A 24,062-nucleotide genomic window follows, 5' to 3' on the forward strand; every position below is an offset into this window, starting at 1 on the left:
TTTTGGGAACGAAAATGGGTCATCACATCAACAACGGAGCAGCGATGAATGTTATGTTGACAGAATTATTACATTTTATGTCGCGCCCCAATATTGCTGTGGACCTTGGTACCGCTAATACTCGTATTTATAGTTCACTTAACGGGGAGACGACAGACAATCCCTCTTCAATAAACCTCGTTGTAAGAAAAACAACACCTGTTTCAAATGAGTATTTTCAGTATATCAATAATAAAATTTCAACCAAGCCACTTCGTCGTGGTGTAATTGTTGATTTGAAAAATGCTACGATATTGCTGAAAAAATTAGTGAATAAGAATAGAAAATCTCTTCTTTCACCAATGGCCCTGGCCACCGCTCCCATAGGCACTACAGAGAAGGAGCGGGACCTCCTTCGCAAAGCACTTATGAATGCCGGGACATCGCATGTGGCAATAATTCCAGAAAGCCGGGCTGCTGCTATAGGAGCCGGACTCGACCTTGCTCTTCCCCAGGCGCAAATGCTTTTAGATATTGGTGATGGAGTAACTGAAATGGCGGTGTTTCGGGGAGGACGCATCCTATATCATGCAACAGTTCATTTAGCGTGCAGTGATCTTCACAGATCGGTGCGCTCCACAATCCTTGCAAGACACAGGGTGCAACTGGAGAATGCTTCTATTGAAAAATTGACCCATGTAATCTCATCCATGCAAAATGAACAGGAATCCAATGTCGGAATATTTGATGTTAGCGGTATTGATGCAGTCCAGGGAAAGAGAGTTCATTGTTGCCTCAACAGGAAAGATGTTATCAATGCACTAGAACCGGTACTGATGAAAATTACTGTTATTATTGTTAATTTTTTAAAAAAACTACCGGATAAAATCTATTCTGAAATCTTGGAATCAGGAATTACTTTGACAGGCGGTGGAGCTTGTATCGCAGGAATGGATAGCCTGATAGCAAGGAGAACCAACATCAAAGTTAGAGTTGCACTTGATCCGTTGCATGCAGTCATAAATGGTGCACGACTATCATTGAACTATTGGATTGGTAAGGAAGATGGTTGGGAAAATTTTACCTGGCCGAAGTTGACTGCTTTTCGTTAGAAATAGGCAGTATCGTTCTTGAAAAAAACTAACTTTAATTCTTCTTCTATCGACTGTCTGAGGTCCACATTATGCTCTCTTTCTTTGATTCACAAATTCTGCTGACCGGGCTCTTTATTTTCTCGGCCCGTGTTGTCGATGTCTCTCTAGGCACTGTTCGAACAATTGTTACAGTTCAAGGACGAGCTGGCGTAGCATTTTTGTTGGCCGTAATCGAAGTAACTATCTGGATAACAGCCATCAGCACTATAATTAAACAGATCGATCAGTCACCTATTCTGGTTATGTTCTATTCCCTGGGATATGCCTGTGGGAATGTTACAGGAATTCTGGTTGAAAACAAACTTGCCTTCGGCAAGATCATCCTCAAAGTCTTTGTTGCCAACAATGGACAGGTAATCGCTGATAAAATTCGCAAAATGGGACAGCCGGTGACTATATTTCAGGGAGAAGGCATGAACGGCCCGGTTCTGGAACTGTATATTGCCTGTGGGCGGCGACACCTCAAATGGTTGCTACCTATGATTACCGAGTTTGACGAAAAGATCTTCTACGTCATCGAACCGGCCAGGGACATGAGCAGAATACTCAGGCCTACTTTTTCACCACGTGGCGGTTGGCGATCCCGGCAAAAAAATAAATAGTCGTCCAAGCAGAAACAACATGAACAGTGAATTGATTAACGAGGAGGTGAAGTGATCATGCAACCTTTCAAGAATATACTCTACGTCAATGAATCAAATGTAGAGCAAGTCGCAACTCTTGCGCGTGCAGTCTCTGTGGCGGAAAAGAATCAGGCGACCTTAACGGTCGTAGACGTGATTCCGATCGAAGTCGTACAGGCGGATATGGCTTTACCACCAGGAGGACCGGTTTCCACCGAACTGCAGGCTTTTGTCGTGGCTGACCACCGCAACACGCTGGAAACCATGCTTCGGCCTTACACCCAACGTCTTGACATCCGGGTTGATGTATTGATTGGCAGAACCCATATTGAAGTGGTTCGCGCAGTGATAAAAAATGGACACGATCTGGTTATCAAGCCCGCTGAAAATCCATCATGGACGCACATGCTGTTCGGCAATGAGGATTTGGATCTGCTGCGGGAATGCCCCTGTCCAACATGGTTGATGAAGTCATCTGAAAAATCGAATTACCACAATATCGTGGCCGCAGTCGATTTCGATCCACTGCACCCTTCTAATACCGAGCAAGCCTTAAACCGTAAAATTCTTACCCTGGCTGGGTCCCTGGCCCTCTCCAACAAGGCTAATTTACATCTCGTGCATGTATGGGAGGCCTTTGCCGAGGCAACCATGCGCTCACGAAGTGGTGCAACATCTGAAAACCTGGTCGGTTATGCTGATTTGGCCTATACACAGCACAAACGAGGTCTTTCCATGCTGACGGAGGAATTACGACAGGAGATCGGCGAAAATGCTTATACTGCGCTCTCCCCCCGCCTTCACCTTCTCCAGGGGGAAGCCAAGAAAAAAATCACATCGTTTGCAACGGACGTTGATGCCGACCTTGTAATCTTGGGAACCGTCGCCCGAAAAGGTTTCATCGGCCTGATCTTCGGTAACACCGCCGAAGTTCTCCTCGATGAACTGTCCTGTTCCGTTCTGGCCATAAAACCCCCGGGGTTTACGACGGAAGTTCAGAGGTGATTGCATTACTCTTGTCCCTGCGGGACTGTTTATATGGAGCAGATTCATGAGTGCAATCTATATTATTGGTCCTACCATCCTGATTGCCGTTGTCTTGGCCGCAGTGTGGCTCGATCGCTGGAGTGTTCCGGTTATCTTGATAGCTCTTGGTGCCGGAATATTTTTTGGCAGTGACGTCCTGAATGTCTGGCATTTCGATAATATCGAATTAACCAATCAGGTCGCCAACTTTGCCTTGGTCCTCATTCTGTTCCATGGGGGGTTTTCCACCAAACAATCCGACTTCAAAGCTGTTGCCCTGCCTGCGGGTGGAATGGCCACCTGGGGTGTTGTCCTAACTGCAGTGGCATCGTTCTCTGTGCTTTATATCCTCTTTGGCTGGCAGCTTGAGAAAGCTATTCTGCTTGCGGCCATCATCTCATCGACAGACGCAGCTGCAATCTTCTCCATCCTTCGCCGACAGCCTCTACCTGAGAAGCTGTCCTCTACAGTCGAAATTGAAAGCGCCGCAAACGATCCGATGGCGATTCTTCTCACCATGGCCGTAATCGAGACGCTCACTTTCGGCACCTCAGCTTTGCCCCTCACGGCCGTGCACTTTGTCTGGCAGTTCACCGCTGCACCGCTGCTGGCCTGGTTCCTTGCCCGTGGAGCTCTGTGGATGTTCAACCGTCTCAGCCCGCAGGACCGGGGCCATTATTATGTGCTCACTTTAGGGATTGCCCTCTTAGTATACGGACTTGCTCAACTGATTGGTTCCAGTGGCATGCTTGCGGTGTTCATTGCAGGCTATGTAATGGGCAATCGTTCGTTCGTGCACAAGCAGGGAGTGGCGAATTTTTCAGCTGCCCTGTCCACAGTGGCCAATATCGGTATGTTCGTTCTCTTGGGTCTCCAGGTTTTTCCCCGCCAGTGGGGAGACATCTGGTTTGAAGGACTGCTACTCTTTTTGGTATTGACCTTTGTCGCTCGACCACTTGCCGTTTTGCTTGGTACGGTCGGAATGGGGCTTGAGTTGAAAGAAAAGATCTTTATTTCCTGGGCCGGACTCCGCGGCGCAGTACCCATCGTGTTGGCCACCTACCCGGCCGCAGCTGGCATTGTAGGTGGTGACGAAGTGTTCAACCTTGTCTTTTTTGCCGTTCTCCTGTCGGTTGCGGTGCAAGGGTCCACGCTGGGGATCTTGGCCCGTTGGCTGAAACTAACCGTGCCAGCGCGTCCACGGCCACTGTTCAACCTGGAACTGGTGACCATGGCCGCAAGCGATCTGGATATGTTCGTGATCGATCTTCCCGGCCCGCAAGGCGCCCTTGGACCGACAATCGCCGAGTTGCACCTTCCTACCGGAGCGGTCATCGCCTTGATAACACGGGGAAAAGAGCTGGTAGTCCCCAAAGGCTCCACCCAACTGCATGGATGGGACCAGGTGACCGTGCTCGCCCACGCTCGGGAGGAAGAGGCTATTCGTTCTGCTTTGCTGCAGGCATTTCCTTCCACTTTACAAGCCATAATCAATACAGCCTCCGACAAAAATATGCCCACCAAAACCAAGGCATCGTAAGTCGACAGGGTAAAGTAGCCCCCTGTTCATTGAAAATTGGCATATGGTTACGGCTAAAAGACTGTATTAATATTTACATAATCAAATTGGCACAATATTCGTCAGAGTATGAGGTAGTACTTGTTACCTCTGTTTTTGTGGGTATTTTTCAGGAAAGTATTGGAAAGCAATAAATGTTACCTGAGAATGCGCTCAATCAAGATCAATAAGTATTTCGGACTTAAAGGTATCTGCCGTAATTTCGAAGAACTTGAGAGCGTCTCCAAGCCCGTAATAACAAGTTGGGATAACCTGTATAGCACTTTCAAGAAGAACTGATTTGCTCAACGAAAAACGAAAAGAGTAGAGATATTCTACATACTGTTAAACAAAATAATGACAAGTATTCTTCAACCAATACAGAGAGGTGTATTTCTGGTTCTGCTTATAGCAGGTATAACCTACCTGCATTACAGCACGGATCAGAGCCGCTATTATTTTCATGTATTCTATGGTGAACTCTATTTTCTGCCGATTGTATTGGCTGCTTTCTGGATCGGTTTGCGGGGGGCACTCTTTGTCTCAACGGCTATTACTGTATGTTACCTACCCTTTATTTTCTTGAACTGGCAGGGTTTTTCCGCAAATGACCTGGATAGCATTTTATCCCTTCTGCTCTACAACGGCCTGGCTATAGTCGTAGGTGCACTAAAAAACAGTGAGACAAAAGCCCAGAAGGCGTTGCTGCAAACAGAAAATTTGGCCGTAATGGGCAGGTCTCTTGCCGCAGCTGCTCATGACATGAGAACCCCCCTTGTGGTGATTGGCGGTCTCGCGAGACGGCTTTTGAAGAAAACAAATCATGAAGATCCGGCTCACCTGAAGCTGGAACTTATCATAAAAGAGACAGAGAAGATGGAGGAAATGACGAGAGATATGCTCAACTTCTCCAAGCCTTTGACTCTCAATCTGCTACGCAGTAATTTTAGCGGAACTATCCAGAACGCTCTTATAAAAATAGAGGAAGCAGCCCGAAGGAATAATGTGTCTATTAAATACAAGTCCGATATTGCAGCCGAAGTGCTTGACATCCCGTTCGATTGTATACGGTTTGAACAGGTGATAGTCAACTTGGTGCTTAATGCTATTGAAGCTTCTCCTGAAGGAGGTACTGTCACAATAACACTTTCACTTACGTCTTCTGGAGATCTTACTCTTGATGTTTCCGACAATGGCAGTGGCATACTGCCTACAAATAGGCGAAAGGTTTTTCATCCTTTTTTTACTACTAAAAAGGAAGGAACAGGTCTCGGTCTTCCTATCGTAAAGAAAATTGTCGAGGGTCATGACTGGTCATTACATATTCTAGATGGTCCAAGTGGCGGAACAACCTTTAGAATCAAAGTGAGAAAAGAGCTACGAGGAGTTGATGGGGATTGCCATAGCACCTGTTTCCGTTTCATTACAGGCAAAGAGCAAAACCGTGACCATTAAGAGAGGCATCATCGAGTAAACGAGGCTGGAACATGCTGAGGAAAAGTGGCTCTGTTACGTATTGGATGGAATTGTGCTTTACCTGATCAAGACTCTCAGGCCGGATCTGGAATACCATAATTGAGATGACTTCTATCGTTGATTTTTTCAATCTGGAAGTCTGTCCCGTTTGTATGCATGATATTAAGGGCCGCTGTCTCCTGCCGCATTTCCCGAAATTGATCTAACGAGATTTTGGCCGCAAAGCATAACAGGGAAACAATTACGAAATTGTGCGAACATATCAGCAGAGTACTGTTAGAGGGGTTTGATTGGGAGATCTTCCGCAGCGTATCTACAGCCCTACGCTGTACTTCCTCCAAAGATTCTCCTCCCGGCATGGGCAGCGTTGCCGGATTTTTTTCCCAGGCTCCTCGAAACTCCTGATACTGGTCTTTCCAGTATTGAGCTTTCATTCCTTCGAACTGTCCCAAATCCATTTCCATCAACCCGGATTCTTTGATCAAAGGAATTGTTGGATGAAACCTGCCAATATGGAATGCCGTTTCTGCAGCCCGCCTGAGTGGGCTTGAATACATGGCCGTGATGCTCTCATTTTTCAAGGCCAAAGCTAAGGCTTGAGCCTGTTTATGGCCCCTTGGATTAAGTGGTATATCACTCCGTCCCTGAAAACGGTGAAGACGATTCCATTCGGTTTCCCCATGCCGGATCAGGATAAGCCGCGTATCTGACTGTTGCATAATTTTATTTGATGGTCACTCCTCCATTCACCAAGAATTGCTGCGACTTGATAATGCAGCTCTAAAAATTAAAAGCCCACAATCATTGACTAGACCAATTACGATTGCAGTTCGTTCTTTATTGCGTAAATTGGTTTTTCTGACCGACAGCCTTTTAGAAATCCGTAACTCGAGACACAAAAAGGCACCACAAAATTCATTCCAACCTTGAGCCAGGTAATTGAAGTGGCAAGACCACTGAGTATTACATCACTCTGGTTGATGATTGAGAGGATAAAGCCAACTATTATTGCCACCGGAATACAGGAGTACAGTGTCGCACCATTAAGGAAAAGATGGAATGCCTCCTCCCAGGTTTGCCATGACTCTTTTTGTACATATTTACTCATCTTATTGAAATTGCAGTTAAATAATAAAATTTATCAGCACAGGGAGTGCTGGTGTATCCCGTCGTTTAATTCTAGAAGATTGTTTATGGTAATGGTGGGTTCTATTCCCCATGGATCGAAAACTGCACCAGGTGAACGTTGAACCCAGGCAGCTTTCATCCCCGCTGACATAGCGCCGATCACATCAAAAGGATTGCTCGAAATCATCCATGCCCTATCGCCTGTGGCCTTTGCCTGGCGTAAAAAGTGGCAATACGTGGCCGGAGATGGTTTGAATGTTTTAATGTCGTCAACGCTCACAACACCCTGGAACAGATCTCTGATATCAGCGTTATCCAGCAGTATCTCAAAAGCATCCGTCTTACCATTGGAAAATGCATACAGCCGAAAACCAGCTGTCTGCAAAAGGTTCAATCCAGCCTTAACGTCGCTGAATGCTGGTAGTATCCGATAAATACCAAGTAACTCCTCCTTCTCGGAATCGGTAAGCGGGACATTATAGATCAAACAGGTATAATCCAAAGCCTGGCTCGTACAGACAGCAAAATTTTCGTAGTTTTGCATAAGGCCTCTTCGAAACGAGTATTCCAGCTGTTTGTCACGCCAGGTTCTGGAAAAACCTCCCGCCTTATCTCCGATGATCTTTTGCAATGCTTCTACAACCCCATCGGTATCAATCAAGGTCCCATATACGTCAAAAGCAAGAGTCGTCCGCATTGTTTCATCCTCCGTTCAGGATTTTAAACCTGACCTTCCAAGAGAGGCTGTGCATGTCAAAAACCCGGTCGGGTTATCTCAAATATACTTTTTTCAATCTTTCGGTAATCTCTTTACCGAGCTTTTCAGCCTGCTGCCATGTTTCCTTCTGATCTTCCACCTGACAGAATTTCTCAGGGGTAACCGTCGTGTCATCTTTAAAAATCCAGGGAAGGGCGCTCATGGAACAACTCTGTCCAAAACCGCAGACCATACATTCGGGGTTTCCAACTACTTTGAGCTGACCCAGAACTTCCATTCCTTCCATGGTAAGTGCCAGACTGATCTGGGCACTTGCCTCATCCAGCCCTGGGGCACCCCGTCCGATAGCGGTAACAACAGTCACAGCTAATTTCCCACGATTAAGGCCGTTTTGATGTCTGAGAGAAAAAAGCCGCTCAAGAAAAGCCTTTGTAAAAGCATCAACGGTACCATAGGGTGGATATCCACCGACCACTATTGCGCCTGCATGTTTCACCTTTTCGGCTATTTCCTGAAAATCGTCCTTTACCTTGCATATATTATCTTTCGTACAGCCCAGGCATGCGATACATGGCTGAACTTTATATTTTGATAATTTGATAAATTCTGTTTCAAGGCCGGTATGGTTCAGGACTGCTTGAACAGCTCGGTCTGTATTGCTATTCTTAATAGGGCTTCCTGAAATTCCAATGACTTGTGGCTTCATGATCTCCTCCTTGGGGAAAATATGGTTAGTTAATTCATCTATCTTAACACAGGCCGGGCAAAGAGCTTGTAGCAATTGTTACAATGTATATGGAAATATTTTGAAAACCAGCAATTTCTATATATCATCCTGATATGTATGAATTTATTCTGATTCAGACTGTGCCATTCACCGGCAAGGAGTTGTCCGCCCAATCAGTAGCCACCTTGTAATATTGCGTCCTCGTCTCAATTATCGCGTTGTTGCCGACTTTTTCAACCGATTATAGCTCTGCCATCGTTTCATTCCTGCTCTCTCTGAAAAACACCAAGTTTCCACCAATTGTGCAATTAGTGCAATCGATTATTTATTGGAAAAACATTCAGAATACGTTACTCTTTCATAAATCGTAGTTTTGGGCGATCGGGAATTGTAATTTTGGTCGAATTGGTCAGGAACATCACCTTCCATTTTCGAGGCATTTCTTTTGGGCAGTCTGGAGTAGACGTAGCGTCTGAGATCAGTTGTTTTTTGTGTTTTTTCACACGTAATATCTGACCTTTAGGCCTAAGCTTTAGATATTTTGCACGAACACCATCCCCCCGTTATTGCCATTTTTCCGCTCTATATTAGATATGTAGTTTTTCGTAATCCTTGATGCCATAACGCATTTCAAAATGGTTAAGGCACAATAGTACCTTGAGGGAAATGGTTGTGAAACTAAAATTGCTTAACCTGATATATTCGACCCGGTTTCGGCTCATTGCCAGTCTTTTGGTCGTGTCACTGTTAATTGGCACATTATCGCTCATTGTTGGCGGTAATATGCTGTACTCCTCAGTGCTCACCGAGACCCGGACTCGGGTTCGCGAGGATCTGAACGTGGCAAAGTTGCTCTATGACGAAAGAATCGATGCCATTCGCATGGTGCTTGAAATAATAGCCGACACGTCTGAGTTTAAGCAGGCCTTGGCCTCCGGAAATTATCTCTATCTTGATAAACAGATTCAGAATTTCTCGGGCCGTGTCGGTTTAAATTTTGCTGGAATAATAAATGACAACAATGAATCCTACGGCCGCCTCAACCAACAGGTTGTGGGGCAGGTAACCCAAGCAGTAATGAATCCACTTGTTGTTCGGGCCTTCACAGAAGTGAGATCTATTGCCGGTACCTTTGTGATGGACGAGCAGAGTCTGCGTTATGAAAATCCTGAGCTGCTCATCAAGGCCCAGATAGCTACCTCTGAAAATCTTCCCGCCCAAAAAGACTTGAAATCAGCTGTGGCCCAAGGGTTGGCAGTTGGCGCTGCAGTGCCGGTGAGACTTGACGGAAAAGTGATTGGGGCGGTTTACGGCGGTGTTCTTTTAAACGGAGATACTTCGTTTGTGGATCAAGTCGGAGAAACCGTGTTTCGAAATGAGGTGTATAAAGGCCGAAATGTTGGCACATCAACCATATTTCTTAATGCACAGCGTATCTCAACAAATGTAATGAATCGCAATGGCGAGCGTGCTCTTGGTACATATGCTTCTTCTGAGGTAACCAGGCAAGTTTTGGATGAGGGAAAACTTTGGACTGATCGTGCCCAGGTGCTGTCTGACTGGTATATTTCGGCATATGAACCGATCATGGATATCTTTGATACACGTGTGGGAATGCTGTATGTGGGAACACTTGAAGATAAATATCTGGACGTTCGTAAACAGGCTATCGTTCTGTTTGCTTTGATTACCCTGGCAGGGATTGTCTTCTCGTTTGTACTTGGCTGGTATGTAACTGGAATTATCATGAAACCGGTCAATGGCTTGCTCCAGGCAAGTGTTGCCATTTCCAATGGTAATTTTTCTCCGGATATTGGCCCACCGTCAAAGTGTGATATGGGGCTATTGCAAGAGCAATTCAAGATAATGACCGAAGCGTTACAGGAACGTGAAAAACGCCAGAAAGAAGAAAGTGAAAGTGTCCTGATTCAATCTGAAAAACATGCAAGTGTTGGTAAATTAGCCGCCGGTGTCGCCCATGAGATCAACAATCCGTTGACCGCAGTATTGACCTTCACCCATCTGATCCTGCGTCGCCAGGACTTAGCCGCAGAAGTGCGGGATGATCTTGAAACAATCGCAAGTCAGACCGAACGGGTTCGTAAGATCGTCAAGAGTCTTCTTGACTTCTCCCGCCAGAGTCGTCTCGATCCTCAACCGATGGACCTCAATCTCGAACTCGCGAAAAGTGTTAAATTACTCAGTAATCAATCACTTATTAAGGGTGTCGAACTGAGCTTTAATGGTGCCACCGGACTCCCTATGTTTTCCCTGGACCGCAACCTGTGTCAGAGCGTCTGGATCAATATGATTATGAATGCCCTGGATGCCACTCAACCCGGTGATAAAATTGAAGTGTCTACCCAGCAGGTAATTTCTGATGACAAAAACGGGGCTGAAATAATCATTCGGGACACGGGAAGCGGAATAGAACCTGAAATTCTGGATAAGTTGTTTGATCCTTTTTTTACAACAAAAGATGTTGGTAAAGGGACGGGTCTCGGTCTTGCTGTTTCTGCGGGAATCATAGAACGGCACGAAGGAAACATTCGAGTTACCTCAACATTAGAAGAAGGAACCTGTTTTACTATCTGGCTGCCTGCAATCAGACTGCTCGGTGACCACTGTTCTTACCCAACAAAATATCTTAGGAGGGGTGCATGAAAGTTTTGATTGTGGATGATGATACCATAGTTGTCGAAAGCTGTCGGAGGATACTGCATGCCGAAGGCATAGTAACACAGCACGCCGGGACTGTTGAAGAGGCCAAGGCGGTTCTCGAAACTGAAGTTTTTTCCGCCATGATTACGGATATCAAAATGCCAAAACAGGATGGATTCAAACTCATTTCCTGGGTTAAAAAACACAGGCCGGAAATGTCTGTACTGATGATGACAGGATACCTGACGCCGGATACCCAGAACACTGGACTCAACTCCGGAGCCGATGCATTTATCGCCAAACCGTTTACTCCCGATGAATTACTCGAACAGCTGTACAATCATATTACATGCAAATTTTAAACAGTTTTTAAAATACCATTAAACAATACTAATAACACATGGAGGAGAAAGTTTTGGTTCAGAATATGCTGATTATAGACGATGACACCGCGGTGCTCATGTCCTGTGAACGAATATTTACGGAGGAAGGTTTTAGTGTTGAGGTTGCTTCAGACCCGCATCAGGGACTTCAGATGGCAACACAAAAAAAATATACGGTAATCCTCTGTGATTGGCAGATGCCTGGCCTGGACGGACTGGATGTTGTGGCAGAGCTTGAAACACGGGCTCCTGAATCAACGGTTGTGATGATCAGCGGCTACCCCTCTGTTGGCCGTGCCACCGAGGCAATGAAACGGGGTGCGATGGACTATCTGGCAAAGCCATTTACTCCCGAAGAAATCACAGCTACTGTGCAAAAGGCTGTTCGTAATAAACTACATAGCGAAAAGAAAACTCTGGGCCGTTTTGAGCAATTACTCAACAAGTTCCCGGTCCCCAGTATGGACGATAAAGGCCCCAAAAACATCGCTGAAACCGTTGCCCAGACTATTGGAGTGTCGAAGGCTACATCGCCCTGGATTTCCATTGTAGTCCTTGGCATTATGGCTGGTGCATATATCGGCTTTGGGGGACTTTTTGCGGTCACCGTAACCTTTGACATGGATCTGGGAATTGGTCTGAAAAAAATGGTGGCAGGTATCGCTTTCAGCATAGGCTTGATGTTTGTGGTGATTGCCGGAGGAGAACTTTTCACAGGTAACAATCTTATGGTTTCCAGTGTTGTCACCGGTAAAATAACCTGGAGAAATGTTTTGGGAAAATGGGGATTAGTATGGGGGGCGAACTTCATTGGTGCCCTTCTTCTTGCCCTCTTATTTTATTTTTCTGGCCTGTGGAAGACCGGAGACAACGCCCTGGGTGAGGCGTGTGTGAAAATTGCGGCGGCCAAATGTAACCTGGACCTCGGCGAGGCTTTTGTACGTGCTGTCGGATGTAACTGGATGGTCTGCCTGGCCGTCTGGATGGCCCTTGCCTCCCGACAGGTCGTTGGAAAAATATTTGCCATTTTTTTCCCGATAATGGGCTTTGTTGCTATTGGCTTTGAGCACTGCGTAGCCAACATGTATTTCATCCCAAGCGGGTTATTCCTCTCACACTGGGCAGGTCTGGCTCCTGCAGGCGTCGACCTCTCAACCCTGACCTGGACCGCTTTCTTTATCAATAATTTAATCCCGGTGACCATTGGTAACACCCTTGGCGGGGCGGTTTTTGTCGGGCTTGGCTACTGGGGTGCATATTTAAGGTCGCCGCAGTAAGCAACACCCTTTGTTTGATGTTTGTGCCTGGTTCCCATGTCGGCCATGGGAACCAGATTTTTCCTCAACACATCTAAAGCTTAAAAGTTGCTTCAGATTCTAGAACCTCTCTCACCTTGGCAGCCAGGGCCTTACTTGTAATTGGTTTCTGAAGGAAGTGTACGCTCCTGGCCAAAACTCCGTGATGGGCGATAACATCTGCGGTATATCCAGAAATAAAGAGAACCTTCACCCCAGGGCAACAGGAGGTTATGGCTCTTGCCAGATCTCGACCATTCATTTCAGGCATAATGACATCAGTGATGAGCAGATCAATCTTTCCGAGATATTCTTTATTGAGGCGAATTGCCTCTATTGGAGATATGGCGGTAAGGACGGTGTATCCTAATTCCACGAGCATGTCCTTGGTTAAATCTATGAGCATAGGTTCATCTTCGACCAACAGTATCGTTTCATTGCCATGACAGAGATCAACCTGTTCTTCTCGGTCACCAGACTCGTCTGATGGAATGGTAAATGATGGAAGATAGATCATAAAAATTGTCTCTTTTCCGGGCTCACTGATGACGTCGATAAAACCATTGTTCTGCGTAACAATCCCATACACCATTGCAAGACCAAGTCCCGTCCCTCTCCCCTGCCCTTTGGTTGTATAAAACGGCTCAAAGAGATGTGACATGATCTCCTTACTCATTCCACAGCCATTATCCCTTACAGTCAGAACCGCGTATTTACCAGGAGGTATTTTCGAATATGCTGTGCTGGTTGTTCGTGTAATAACAGCGTGTTGCGTATCCACGCTAATTGTACCCGTGCCACGGATGGCATCACGGGCATTGACGCACAAATTCACCAACAACTGGTCAAGTTGAGAAGGATCAATATGAATGGAAGGAAGGTTACGAGCAGGTGACCAGATCAATTCGATGTCTTCGCCAATCAGATGCCGAACCATCTTCAGCATTTCTTCCACAGTCCCGTTGAGATCAAGCAGTTGAGGGCTCACCGGTTGTCTTCGAGCAAATGCCAGCAATTGCTGGGTAAGAGCTGCCGAACGTTTTGCTGCATCACTCACGACTCTTAGCCTTTTCAGCACAGGATCATCTGAGGAAAGTAGATTCATTGCCAACTCCACATTGCCGAGGATGACACTGAGCATATTGTTGAAATCATGCGCGACACCACCGGCTAAACGACCGACAGATTCCATTTTTTGAGCCAATATAAGTTGCTCTTCGAGTTTTTTCCTATCGCTTATGTCTAAGTTAACGACAATTGCACCATCAATTTTTCTTTCTTCATCATAGATAGGAGTCGCATAATTTAGAACGGTTTTCCGTTTCCCATCTCTTGTTTCTATTTCCAGAAGTTCATCGACAGTGGTTATTCCTTTGCGGAACGCCTTGACGGATGCCCGATTCTCGTCTTCTATAGGTTCAAGGGATGGTAGTCGCCATACCTTAATTTTACGGGGGCCCAGAAAAGGTAAGCCTGGTTCAGATGCCAATATTTCCAGACCCATGTTGTTTTGGTGACGGACGTTTCCATCTTTATCGAGAAACCATACGGCAATGGGGAGCATGTCAAATATTTTTTTCATTAAATAGTCCCCCTTACGAAGCTCATCTTCTCTTTGCTTACGTGAGGATATGTCAACAACATGAGACACAAAATATTTTACAGTTCTGTCCTCATTGAAAATTGACGAGACACTGAGCAGGACCCAAATGACATGACCGTCCTTGTGGATATAACACTTTTCTATCTGGTAAAAAGAGATTTCCCCTCTGATCATCTTTTGCACGTTGGCCAGATCATCGGTTAAATGTTCTGGATGGGTAATATCTTGAAATGTTTTTGAGAGCAGCTCTTTTCTGGAGTAACCGGTAAGGCTGCACAATGCACGGTTGACTTTGACATATTTCCCCTCAGGCAGGGCAAGAGCCATCCCGATGGGAGCATATTGAAAGGCATGATAGAAGCGCTCTTCACTTTCGCGCAATGCCTGTTCTGCAAGCTTCCTGTCGGTAATATCGATATTTATGCCAAGAATACCTAACTTTTCTTTTCCATCCAGAATGGGTACTACGATGGTATGGAAAACTCGTTGTTCTCCGGCACAATTAATTAATTCGCATTCTCCAGAGACTGTTTCACCTTTTAGTGCCAACTCATTATTCCGTTGCCATGCCGCCATGGTCGATGGATCAAATTTCCAATCAATACTTGGATCAGAAATAAGATCCCCCCAAAGTTTGATCGACTCTTCACTTTGCATGATAACCCGCAGATCATTGCCCCGTGCCCAGAAATCAAAGGGTAGATTACGCAGCATGGCACCTAGCAGGGCATCTTTCTCGGCAAGTGCTTCAATTGCCTTCATGGCCTCTGTATTATCGCGAACATTGGCTATAACACCATTGACTGAAGATTCATGCAGAAAGCTTTGAGCGACAGCCTCACAATGGACCCATTTCTTTGATTTATGGAGATGTCGGTATTGAACAGTAAAGGTGTTGTCTGGATGTTTTACTGCATTCTGGAAAGCATCTTTGACGCGGTTCTGGTCGCTCGGATGAATAATAGTATCCAGTGTTTTTCCTTCGAGCTCAGCTCTTGTAAAACCGGTTATTCTTTCGACTACAGGGCTCACATATTGCTGCCTACCATTTTTGTCCAATATCACCAAAATATCGGAAGAATTTTTGACCAGAAATTGTAATTTTTCATTGCTTCTTCGATTTTCGTCAAGAGCTTGATTGATTTTGCGATTGAATCTTGCCAGCAACAGGTACAGTAGGGCCGAAGTGAGAAATATAAAAACAATGCCTTTGTAAGTGCTCAATGTCGTCAGGGTATTGGTATCTTTAACCAAAAAGCCGAGAATCGAATCAGAAAAAAATATCCAGGCACAACCAAACAGAAAGTAGGTAGCGACTATTTTACAGATTTCCGGTTTCTTATTAATTGGTGATAACATTTTGATTTCTCTTCAACTGAGTTGAAGTAAAGGAACAACTTCCTGATTTTATCGAAACAAAGAAAGTAAAAAGCCTAAAGGCCTTTATTTAACAGAGATAAAAACTGAGTCCCATCCTATGCCATGGTGACCACAATTGCAATAGTTGCCTTTTTCTGTCGGGTCACTATTGGCCTGATTTGGATATCGTTAACCCACTGGAATACTTCTTGTAAAAAACTGTAGGTGCCACCGGCACCATGCTGGACCCGAGACCCTCAAAAAATAGAATCTCTGCAGTGCCGGTTACTGCGAAACTGATCAAAATCAATCTGAATCCGGATAAGCGTTAGGCCATGCCCTATACCATTTATCTATTTTCAATACCCTCAGTCAGCTTGCCACCTTCGCTACCGAATGTGATTGATGCCTTGTGAACATCCGTTGTTGACTCATCCACATATCTCCAATCCAGCTTTTTTGTAAGTTGAGCTGTCAGTTGCAGACCAAGACCAAAACCCACATCATTTTGCCCCGTATCTGCAGGAGATTGAGGATTGGTGACAACGACCCGGTTATCTTCCTGAAAAATATTGATGCAACCCTCCCAGGTATACTGAAAAGCATTACGAATGAGATTCCCGAGGATAATCTGGACTGGAAATTCCGGTAAAAAAACCGTACACGGTCTTGTTTCAAGTTTGAGTTCGACCTCTTTTCTATCGAGCAGATACTCCATTTCCTCCACTAATTGCGCCAGCATTTTGTCCAGCTGAATACATTTAACCGGGAGTGAAACCATTTCTTTTTTGCTCAGCCACAGCAGGGTCTCTGTCAGATACTGCATATTCAGACTTGCTCTATCAATGCGATTTATCACTTTTTCCTGCTGGCTGATATACCCTGATCCCTGAGTCTCCTTAATCTTACGTAACAGTTCAATGTTGTTGCGAATGATGGTGATCGGGGTGCGTAATTCGTGACTGGCGTAACTCAAAAAACGGTGTTCCCGGGCCAGACTCTCCTGCACCGATGAAAGACTTGTTCGAATCAAACCGGCAAGGTCATTGAGCTCGGGATAAGAGAAATCCGGCAGTGGCTTGTTCAGATTTTCAGCATTCAATGTATGGGCCCACTGGCCAAGTGCAGCTACAGGCCGCGAAACACGTCGCAATAAGAGCAGTATTACCCCTCCCAGAACGCCTGCAATTAAAACGCTGATACCAAACAGCATTTCTCTACTTTCTGCAGCATTACGGCCAATGAGAGGGGGAGCCGTATCTCTGGACCCGTGTCGGGTGACAAAGAGGGTCTGATCATTGCTCTGATATCGATATACAAAATACATAGCATCAGGAGGCGCAAACCATTTACTGCGGCCTACTTTTACAGTGAAACCAGGCTCAGCAGGCGGAGTGCGAAAAACCTCTTTGAAAGCCCGGGGGATATGTTCCCAGTGAGCGGCAATCTGATAGCCTCTAAAATTGTCCAGTTGGTTACGCCTGGCTGGTGGAACCAATTCAAGATAACTGTGGGCAGCCCCTTCCATATCACTGGCTGTAACGCTGTTCATTCCCATTCGATAATAATGGGCACTCAGCATTGAATAACCTGTGACGAGCACCACACCAAGCGATAAAAAAGCCAGGGTGACAAAAAGTTTAAGGCTGATCTGGCGTTTCATTCTACAGAGTTCTCTCTTATGGCAAAACCGTGCCCGGCTACCGTCTGCAGCAGAGGGCTGGAAAAGGGTAAATCAATAGCTTTGCGTAGATGAAATATATGTACTTTCAAACTGTTACTATCAGGAATATCGTCTTCCCAGACGGCTTCCTCCAACGCCTGCCGTGAAACAACTTCAGGGGAAGCACGCAATAATGCCTCCAGAAGCCGCCAGCCCGTGGGCGATAATTTTAGTATCTTACCTTCTCTGCTGACGGTTTTATCTCTTAGATTCATCTCAAGATCTGCACAGGATAATTTCCGGACCTGACCACTGCGTCTCCGGGCCAGTGCTTCCAGTCGCACCACCAGTTCCTTTAAAGCAAAGGGTTTTACCAGGTAATCATCGGTTCCGGCCTTAAAGCCCGCCAGTTTATCATCCAGCCCGTCCCGGGCCGTCAACATCAGAACAGGGGTGTCATCCCCACCATCCCGCAGTTTTTCACAGAGACTGAGACCATCAAGTCGCGGCAGATTGATATCGAGCAACAGTACCTGATAGCCACCCTCTTTTGCCAGCTGGAGGCCGGCCATACCATTTGCCCCATGATCACAGCGTATTCCTTCCAACTCAAGAAACTGGACCACTGTGTCCGCAAGATCAAGATCGTCTTCAACCAGGAGTACGTTTAACATATCTGCCGTTGCCCTTTTTCTGGAAAATACCAATGTTTGACTGCAACCAGAACCTTTGCCACATCCGCCTGTATCATCAGCAGGGACGGGATCAGTATCAGGGTAATCAAGGTCGCAAACATTATGCCGTATGCCAGTGACACTGCCGCCGGAATGAGGAATTGAGCCTGCGACGAGGTTTCACCAAGCAAAGGCATGAGTCCTGCAAAAGTTGTGAACGAAGTGAGCAGAACCGCCCGGAGCCGATCACGACAGGCACCGCTGATTGCATCATGCAGTCCCACGCCTTCGCCTCTCAGGGTGTTGAACCGGGAAACCAGTAAAAGACTGTCGTTCACGACCACTCCACTAAGAGCTATAATACCATTGAGTGATAATATTCCCAAGGAAAGGTCGTTGAGCCAATGACCGAGAAGAGCCCCTACTATGCCAAAAGGAATCGCGGTCATAATGATCAGTGGTTGAATATAGGATTTCAGCGGAATAGCCAGCAACATATAAATCATAAGCATGGCAATAAAAAACACCTGGACCATGGAGCTTTGTGTTTCCGCCTGTTGCTCGGCCTCACCTGCAAAATGGATGGTAAGACCAGGATAGTTTGCCTGCAAAGTTGGCGTTAGCGTTGCTTTCAGCGTGCTGACCAGTTCGGTTGCAGACACGGCATCCTTGTCGACATCCGCAGAAATATAGACAGCGCGCTTTCCATCAATACGGGTAATTGTATCGCGTGTATAGCCGTAGGTCACGGTAGCCACGCTGGCAAGTGGCAATACCGTTCCGTCACTGGTACGTACCGATGAGTTCAGCAGGTCAGAACCATTCTGACGCTCGTCTTCAGGGTAGCGGACCTTCACTTCAATTTCATCACTGTTTCGCTGATAGCGCTGCACCACCTGGCCGCTAAAACCCTGGTAGGTCTGTTCAGCAAGCATCTCTGTTGTCATGCCGAGTGCTCTGCCCTGCTCGGTCAACTTCAACTGTAGCTGAGGTTGACCGGGTTTGAGGTTGTCTTCAATACCACTGACTGCAGGTATTGCCTGCAATTGCTCTTTGAGCGTATTACCAGCCGCCGTCAGGATACTATCATCTGCGGCCCGAAGTTCAATACGCAGCGCATCTACCATTCGACGGGTGTTCTGAACACTCAGGGACCTTGTACCCTCGGGTAAACCAGCCAGCTGTTGCCAGCGGCGGGTGAAGGTATTGATGTCATAGGGTGCATCACTGCTGAGCTTGAGTGTTATCGTACCTGACTGATCAGCCTCTGCCAGTATCTGTAAACTTGTGATGAAAGATTTCTCCTGCTCACCACTGAGTTCATGATCTGCCTGATATGCGCGCTGCTCCAGTAGATTGAGAGCAGCATGGGTCTGGCCATAACTGCTATCATTTTGCATAGTCAGGGAAGCCAGAACGGTATCACCAGGAATATCTGGAAAAAAGCTAAAGCGCAACTGACCAGTAAAGGGCATGGACAAAACGAGGACAAAGAGAGCGACAAACATAATTGTCACCGCATATCGATAATGCAGCGCGTATTCTATAACCGGCCGGTAACAACGTTCAGTAAACATCTTCAGTACCCGATCAGCACCATTCTGGATGACCTGCCAAAAACGCAGCAACAGGTTGGTGGAGGTTTGGGGCCTGGTGTTGAGATGTGCCAGGTGAGCAGGCAGGATAAGCTTTGACTCGATAACAGAGAGGACCAGGCAGATGGCCACAACTATTGCAAACTGAGAATAGAGTTCACCCATACGGCCACTGATCTGAGAGAGTGCGAAAAAGGCCGCCACAGTTGTAAAAACGCCAAAGATAGTGGGCAGAGCTACTCGGAGTGTCCCCTTGATGGTATTTTCCCGCGTATCACCACGTTCAGCCCGCATAGTATAGACACTTTCACCAACCACCACCGCGTCGTCCACCACAATACCAAGAGCCATGATAAAACCAAACGTAGTGAATTCATTCAGTGTTAAGCCAATGAAACTGGTACCCATGAAATAGAGGGTCCCAAAAAATATAAACGGCAGCCCCATTGCCACCCAGAAGGCAACCGTAAGGTTTAAAAACACAGCCAGCAGGACAAAGACAAGAGCTATACCGGTCATCGCATTTTTAATCAGCAGCTGCAACCGTTCATTGATTGAGGTTGATCGGTCATACCAGGTGGCGAGTTCGACCCCTTCCACAAGTTTGGAACCGTTTTGCCACTGCTCTGCAACCTTTCGGGCACTTTTTGCAGATTCGGAAATGTCATCCATCCCGGTGGTGACAACCTGCAGGGAAATGGTGTCATGACCGTTATAACGCGACAATACTGCTGTTTCATCGTCAAAGGTATCACTGATCGTTGCCACCTCGCCGAGCAGCAGTCTGTGCCCATCACTGGTGGTAAGAAGAGGTATGGCTGCAAAATCTTCTTTCTGATAAGCCTGCTGGGAAGATTTGAGTTGCAGATTGAGCCGGTCATTACGCATGACGGCTGATGCCGTGCTGGAAGAGCCATCGTTAATAGCGTCTTCCACATCGGATAGAGACAGACCGTAGGCTCTCAAGCGTGCCTCCTCAATCTCCACAACCATCATTGGATCCTTACGGCCGGAGATGGTGACTCTGCTGATGGCATCATCTGCCAGCAGGTCAGATTTCAGGTCATCGGCAAGCTGCTGCAGGGTGTTCCTGTCCACATCACCATAGAGCTGCAGCCAGAGTGAATGTTCCTCGCGCTCTGCTTTTTCAATAATGGGATTTTTTGCATCTACCGGGAAGGTGGAAATGGCATCAATCTTGGTTGTCACATCAGTGAGCAATTGGTCGAGGTCGTAATCATCCTTTTTTTCAATAGTAATGGACGCCCCACTGCTGGTGGATGAACTTGTAATCGAATCGATTCCGGTAACGTCTTCCAGCTGGTCTTCAATCTTAATTGCCAATCCCTCCTCAGCCTGCTGTGCAGAACCGCTGTTGTAGGTCACCGATACCTTGATCGAGTTTGGTTCCAAGCTGGGGAAGGCCTCTTTGCGCAGGCTCGTTAACTGTATGGCACCAAGTGCGATGACCAGCATCAGCAGTAGATTGGCAGCGACGGGATTTGCCACAAACCAGGGAATAATCCCTCGTGTTTCACTATGCATTGTCATTCTCCACTACTGGTTGAACCCGCATTCCGGGGAGGTAACTACTGAGTGGATGCACCACTATCTGTATCGGCGCTTTGGCCAATTCTTCAGGGACCTTAATATATATAGAGTTTCCACTGCTAAAAATTGGTTCACTGGAAAATTTGGCTAAGGTGTCATCTTGAGAAATATACCAGATTTCTCCACTCTGACTCAGGGCAGAACTTGGCAGTTCCCAGGTATTATCAACCCTCTGACCATTAATCCAGGTCTCGACGAAGGTCCCGGGAAAAAGGGGTGGAACCTGTGCCAGGGGGGAATCAACCGCAATAAGAAGAGTACGCTGCCGACTGGTGGTGTCGACGTGCTGCTCAGCACGAAGTACGTGGCCAGCCCACGTTTGATTACCTTCAACACTTTTCAATACAACCGGCCATTGATCACCACTGAGCGTTGCAGGATCGGGGAGATTCTCCCAGTCCCTCGTTGTCAGAGCAACAGGAATTTCTACCATGTCTGTACTATATAAGGTGGCAACTTCAGTTCCTGCCTGAAGGTAGCTGCCAGGTGCTGTCATTCTTTCGACCACAATGGCATCAAAAGGCGCTGTCAATTTCGTTCGACTCAGGTCTTTCTCAGCGCTCAAAAGAGCCGCTTCAGCTTTTGAAACTACAGCATCTGCCGCCTCCAGCTGCGGCTTGTGAAGAACCAGTTCAGAATCGGGCTCACCACTGATACCTGAGGCCAGCCATTCTGCCTTTGCCTGACTTGCTTCACGCTGTTCTTCAAGCAGGTCGAGTCTTGCACTTGCCAGGGTACTTTTAGCGTCGGCGACTGCTGATTGATAGGCACTATCTTCGAGTTCAATAAGCACCTCACCTTTTTTCACCTGATATCCCGCCTCAAGTTTTTCTGACTGTGCGACGACCTGTCCGCTAACTTGAGCCGTCAGGGTCAGGGTGAAATGAGGCTCTGTTTCACCATAACCCCGTATCCTGGCATTATACCCGGCTCTTTCTACAGTTATCACCGCAACCTCAGGTAGCTGGGGTTTGTTGATCCGTTGAGGATGAGGATTTCCAACCTGCTGAGCTATAAGCTGACGGGTATAGGATATTATTGAAATAAGGATGATTATCGCCACAGCGAGGGTGGACCATTGTATAATTCGACGTTTCATTGTGCTACTCCAAGGCCGAGAGCCAGACCGAGATCGATCCGGTTTATCAGGCGTTCGTAAGTAAGGTTGTCAAGTTCTGATGCGAGATCAAATGTTTTTTCCTGTACAGTGAGCAGATCAAGTATATCAACCAGACCGGATCTGTAACTCTCTTCATATCTCTCAAGTGAGTTGCGGGCGCTCACCAGGGCTGAGGTGATATGGTTTTCACGGCGGGTAATCGACTGCTCCAGGCTCAGGGCATTATCCACTTCCATAATGGCTTCCAACAAAGTTTCCCGGTAGGACTGATAGCTTTGTGCTGTCTGCAGCTCAGCAACTTCAGCCGCTGATTTCAATTTGCCCCCCTGGAAAAGCGGTGCACTCAACTGCCCAAGCAGTGCCCATACAGGATCGGTAAGCAAAAGAGATTGCGGTGAATCACTGAGGTCTTCGAAGGCAGCTTCCAGACTAATACTGGGCAGGAGATCCTTATAGGCAACAGAGGTTCGCAAATCGGCTGCTTCTATGGCAAAATAAGCCGCCTGTAAATCAGGTCTGCGCTGCAGAGTCTGATCCGGCAGGTCAGCAAGCGGTGTTACCACCTGCGGATATACGCTGGCCACCGTTATATCGGCCTCTCCAATACGGCCGAGTATCGTCTTTAAGGTTCGTTGTCTTTGTTTCAGGTTTTCTTTGTACTCTTCCAGGGACGCTCTGGAAACAGCCGTTGAGGTGCGGGCACTTTCCAGATCTTCCAGAGTACCAATACCACTACGATATCGTTGCAGGATGTATTGCTCTGTTTTTTCCAGATTTTCCAGACGAAGACCTTCTATGTCTATTGCGTGTTGATCGCGGGTCAGGCCCAGCCACTCCTGCATGACCTCTGCAGTCAATGCATCACGGGCAGCCTGCAGAACCGCTGCCTGCTCAGCCTCATCCATCATAGCAGCACTTTCATTGTCGGCAAGTTTACGCCAGAGATCCACTTCCCAGCTTATGGTGAGTGACCCGCCATAGTTGTTGTCCTCTTCCTCACTCTTTTCTCCGTAACCATCAAAAGAAACCTCCGGCAAACGCTCTGCCTTGGTTTGCTGAAGCTGAGCATGAAGAATTTTCAAAGTCAGTACGGTCTGCTGAAGACTGGGGTTGGCGAAAATCGCTTCCTTAACCAAGTCATTCAGCTCAGGAGAATTTATCAGCTCATTCAGGCTGGTTGTCTGTTCCGCACCCTCCTGAACGGCCCACCGAGTCGCACGCTGCCGTTCCTGATCAGCCAGTGCAGTGTAGTTGCCCTGAGGGGCGAGACTACATGCACTCATAAACAGTACATTGGCTATTAATACCACGGGCAGCCAAAATTTTGATTTGTTCAAAAAATGCATCTTCACACCATTTTACCTGCTGTTTTTTTTTGTACCGATAAACCTGTTGCTCCAGCTCCTGAATACTCTCAAAGATATACTGGGCAGCGGATACACAATTATTTTAACAGGGAGTATAACGAGGTGCTGGTTAACGATGGGTTAACGTTTGTGAAAAATCAGAAAAAAAGAGGCAGATCTCTTGATAGCTTTCGATACCCACAGCGGATAATGGTCGTTTCAAGAAAAGAAAGTTAATGCAACAGATAATCACGCGGGCTATTTGGGTAATACAGATAAGCAGTTCATCACATGATTTTTATGGATCTGGGTGAATGAGTGGAAGAAAAACAGCCAGAAGAATCTTTCATTCATCCGAGATGG

General features: G+C 46.6%; 18 protein-coding genes. 8 read left to right on the top strand and 10 right to left on the bottom strand.

Annotated features, from left to right (window positions below; translation table 11 throughout):
• Positions 1–14 precede the first annotated feature (14 nt).
• The 5 genes from FCL48_RS09390 (at position 15) to FCL48_RS09410 (ending at position 5,795) form a co-directional block, all read left to right on the top strand.
• The gene (locus tag FCL48_RS09390; RefSeq protein ID WP_136872012.1) at positions 15–1,091 is read left to right on the top strand and encodes a rod shape-determining protein; all 1,077 of its coding nucleotides are present in this window, start codon (positions 15–17) and stop codon (positions 1,089–1,091) included.
• A 71-nt stretch (positions 1,092–1,162) separates the two neighbouring features.
• Entirely contained in the window at positions 1,163–1,735 is a 573-nt protein-coding gene (locus FCL48_RS09395) for a DUF2179 domain-containing protein (protein WP_136872013.1), read from the top strand.
• 57 nt (positions 1,736–1,792) lie between these two features.
• Positions 1,793–2,761 (top strand): universal stress protein, encoded by a 969-nt coding sequence (locus FCL48_RS09400; protein ID WP_136872014.1) that lies wholly within the window; start codon positions 1,793–1,795, stop codon positions 2,759–2,761.
• Positions 2,762–2,807: 46 nt separating this feature from the next.
• A complete protein-coding gene (locus FCL48_RS09405; protein ID WP_136872015.1) occupies positions 2,808–4,322 on the top strand; it encodes a potassium/proton antiporter in 1,515 nt (504 codons plus the stop codon).
• 375 nt (positions 4,323–4,697) lie between these two features.
• Entirely contained in the window at positions 4,698–5,795 is a 1,098-nt protein-coding gene (locus FCL48_RS09410; protein WP_136872016.1) for a PAS domain-containing sensor histidine kinase, read from the top strand.
• Positions 5,796–5,890: 95 nt separating this feature from the next.
• Here the strand turns inward: FCL48_RS09410 and FCL48_RS09415 are convergent, their stop codons facing one another.
• The 4 genes from FCL48_RS09415 to FCL48_RS09430 all read right to left on the bottom strand — a co-directional run bounded on the left by FCL48_RS09415 (position 5,891) and on the right by FCL48_RS09430 (position 8,368).
• Positions 5,891–6,535 (bottom strand): histidine phosphatase family protein, encoded by a 645-nt coding sequence (locus FCL48_RS09415; RefSeq protein WP_136872017.1) that lies wholly within the window; start codon positions 6,533–6,535, stop codon positions 5,891–5,893.
• Between the two features lie 98 nt (positions 6,536–6,633).
• Positions 6,634–6,924 carry a nitrate/nitrite transporter NrtS gene (nrtS, locus tag FCL48_RS09420; RefSeq protein ID WP_136872018.1) on the bottom strand — a complete coding sequence of 97 codons (291 nt, stop codon included), beginning with the start codon at positions 6,922–6,924 and terminating at the stop codon, positions 6,634–6,636.
• A gap of 33 nt (positions 6,925–6,957) precedes the next feature.
• Positions 6,958–7,641 carry a haloacid dehalogenase type II gene (locus FCL48_RS09425; RefSeq protein WP_136872019.1) on the bottom strand — a complete coding sequence of 228 codons (684 nt, stop codon included), beginning with the start codon at positions 7,639–7,641 and terminating at the stop codon, positions 6,958–6,960.
• Between the two features lie 73 nt (positions 7,642–7,714).
• The gene (locus tag FCL48_RS09430) at positions 7,715–8,368 is read right to left on the bottom strand and encodes a flavodoxin family protein (RefSeq protein ID WP_136872020.1); all 654 of its coding nucleotides are present in this window, start codon (positions 8,366–8,368) and stop codon (positions 7,715–7,717) included.
• Positions 8,369–9,061: 693 nt separating this feature from the next.
• Here FCL48_RS09430 and FCL48_RS09435 point away from each other — a divergent pair.
• The 3 genes from FCL48_RS09435 to FCL48_RS09445 are packed head-to-tail and all read left to right on the top strand — an operon-like array spanning position 9,062 to position 12,710.
• Positions 9,062–11,053, top strand: coding sequence for a cache domain-containing protein (locus tag FCL48_RS09435; RefSeq protein WP_240744802.1), 1,992 nt, complete (start codon positions 9,062–9,064; stop codon positions 11,051–11,053).
• On the top strand, positions 11,050–11,412 hold the full coding sequence (locus FCL48_RS09440) for a response regulator (protein WP_136872022.1): 363 nt from the start codon (positions 11,050–11,052) through the stop codon (positions 11,410–11,412). The genes FCL48_RS09435 and FCL48_RS09440 overlap by 4 nt, the downstream gene beginning before the upstream one ends.
• Positions 11,413–11,465: 53 nt before the next feature.
• Positions 11,466–12,710: a formate/nitrite family transporter gene (locus FCL48_RS09445; RefSeq protein ID WP_136872023.1), complete on the top strand. Its 1,245-nt coding sequence runs from the start codon at positions 11,466–11,468 to the stop codon at positions 12,708–12,710.
• A gap of 73 nt (positions 12,711–12,783) precedes the next feature.
• Here FCL48_RS09445 and FCL48_RS09450 read toward each other — a convergent pair whose 3' ends face one another.
• The 6 genes from FCL48_RS09450 to FCL48_RS09475 form a co-directional block, all read right to left on the bottom strand.
• Positions 12,784–15,690 carry a PAS domain S-box protein gene (locus FCL48_RS09450; RefSeq protein ID WP_136872024.1) on the bottom strand — a complete coding sequence of 969 codons (2,907 nt, stop codon included), beginning with the start codon at positions 15,688–15,690 and terminating at the stop codon, positions 12,784–12,786.
• A gap of 349 nt (positions 15,691–16,039) precedes the next feature.
• Positions 16,040–17,353 (bottom strand): HAMP domain-containing sensor histidine kinase, encoded by a 1,314-nt coding sequence (locus FCL48_RS09455; RefSeq protein WP_136872025.1) that lies wholly within the window; start codon positions 17,351–17,353, stop codon positions 16,040–16,042.
• Positions 17,350–18,027, bottom strand: a complete 678-nt coding sequence (locus FCL48_RS09460; RefSeq protein WP_136872026.1) for a response regulator transcription factor — start codon at positions 18,025–18,027, stop codon at positions 17,350–17,352. Before FCL48_RS09460 ends, FCL48_RS09455 begins: the two co-directional genes overlap by 4 nt.
• On the bottom strand, positions 18,021–21,167 hold the full coding sequence (locus FCL48_RS09465; RefSeq protein WP_136872027.1) for an efflux RND transporter permease subunit: 3,147 nt from the start codon (positions 21,165–21,167) through the stop codon (positions 18,021–18,023). Before FCL48_RS09465 ends, FCL48_RS09460 begins: the two co-directional genes overlap by 7 nt.
• Positions 21,160–22,332 carry an efflux RND transporter periplasmic adaptor subunit gene (locus FCL48_RS09470; protein ID WP_136872028.1) on the bottom strand — a complete coding sequence of 391 codons (1,173 nt, stop codon included), beginning with the start codon at positions 22,330–22,332 and terminating at the stop codon, positions 21,160–21,162. The genes FCL48_RS09465 and FCL48_RS09470 overlap by 8 nt, the downstream gene beginning before the upstream one ends.
• Positions 22,329–23,636 (bottom strand): TolC family protein, encoded by a 1,308-nt coding sequence (locus FCL48_RS09475; protein WP_136872029.1) that lies wholly within the window; start codon positions 23,634–23,636, stop codon positions 22,329–22,331. The genes FCL48_RS09470 and FCL48_RS09475 overlap by 4 nt, the downstream gene beginning before the upstream one ends.
• Positions 23,637–24,062: the final 426 nt, after the last annotated feature.

The sequence above is a fragment of the Desulforhopalus sp. IMCC35007 genome (genome assembly GCF_005116575.1).
Classification (GTDB): Bacteria; Desulfobacterota; Desulfobulbia; order Desulfobulbales; family Desulfocapsaceae; genus Desulforhopalus_A.

Bases quoted from the DNA above. Each gene is read 5' to 3' on its own strand.
- FCL48_RS09390 (WP_136872012.1), top strand. From the start codon at position 15: ATGGGTCATCACATCAACAACGGAGCAGCGATGAATGTTATGTTGACA.
- FCL48_RS09395 (WP_136872013.1), top strand. From the start codon at position 1,163: ATGCTCTCTTTCTTTGATTCACAAATTCTGCTGACCGGGCTCTTTATT.
- FCL48_RS09400 (WP_136872014.1), top strand. From the start codon at position 1,793: ATGCAACCTTTCAAGAATATACTCTACGTCAATGAATCAAATGTAGAG.
- FCL48_RS09405 (WP_136872015.1), top strand. From the start codon at position 2,808: ATGAGTGCAATCTATATTATTGGTCCTACCATCCTGATTGCCGTTGTC.
- FCL48_RS09410 (WP_136872016.1), top strand. From the start codon at position 4,698: ATGACAAGTATTCTTCAACCAATACAGAGAGGTGTATTTCTGGTTCTG.
- FCL48_RS09415 (WP_136872017.1), bottom strand. From the start codon at position 6,535: ATGCAACAGTCAGATACGCGGCTTATCCTGATCCGGCATGGGGAAACC.
- nrtS (WP_136872018.1), bottom strand. From the start codon at position 6,924: ATGAGTAAATATGTACAAAAAGAGTCATGGCAAACCTGGGAGGAGGCA.
- FCL48_RS09425 (WP_136872019.1), bottom strand. From the start codon at position 7,641: ATGCGGACGACTCTTGCTTTTGACGTATATGGGACCTTGATTGATACC.
- FCL48_RS09430 (WP_136872020.1), bottom strand. From the start codon at position 8,368: ATGAAGCCACAAGTCATTGGAATTTCAGGAAGCCCTATTAAGAATAGC.
- FCL48_RS09440 (WP_136872022.1), top strand. From the start codon at position 11,050: ATGAAAGTTTTGATTGTGGATGATGATACCATAGTTGTCGAAAGCTGT.
- FCL48_RS09450 (WP_136872024.1), bottom strand. From the start codon at position 15,690: ATGTTATCACCAATTAATAAGAAACCGGAAATCTGTAAAATAGTCGCT.
- FCL48_RS09455 (WP_136872025.1), bottom strand. From the start codon at position 17,353: ATGAAACGCCAGATCAGCCTTAAACTTTTTGTCACCCTGGCTTTTTTA.
- FCL48_RS09460 (WP_136872026.1), bottom strand. From the start codon at position 18,027: ATGTTAAACGTACTCCTGGTTGAAGACGATCTTGATCTTGCGGACACA.
- FCL48_RS09465 (WP_136872027.1), bottom strand. From the start codon at position 21,167: ATGCATAGTGAAACACGAGGGATTATTCCCTGGTTTGTGGCAAATCCC.
- FCL48_RS09470 (WP_136872028.1), bottom strand. From the start codon at position 22,332: ATGAAACGTCGAATTATACAATGGTCCACCCTCGCTGTGGCGATAATC.
- FCL48_RS09475 (WP_136872029.1), bottom strand. From the start codon at position 23,636: ATGAGTGCATGTAGTCTCGCCCCTCAGGGCAACTACACTGCACTGGCT.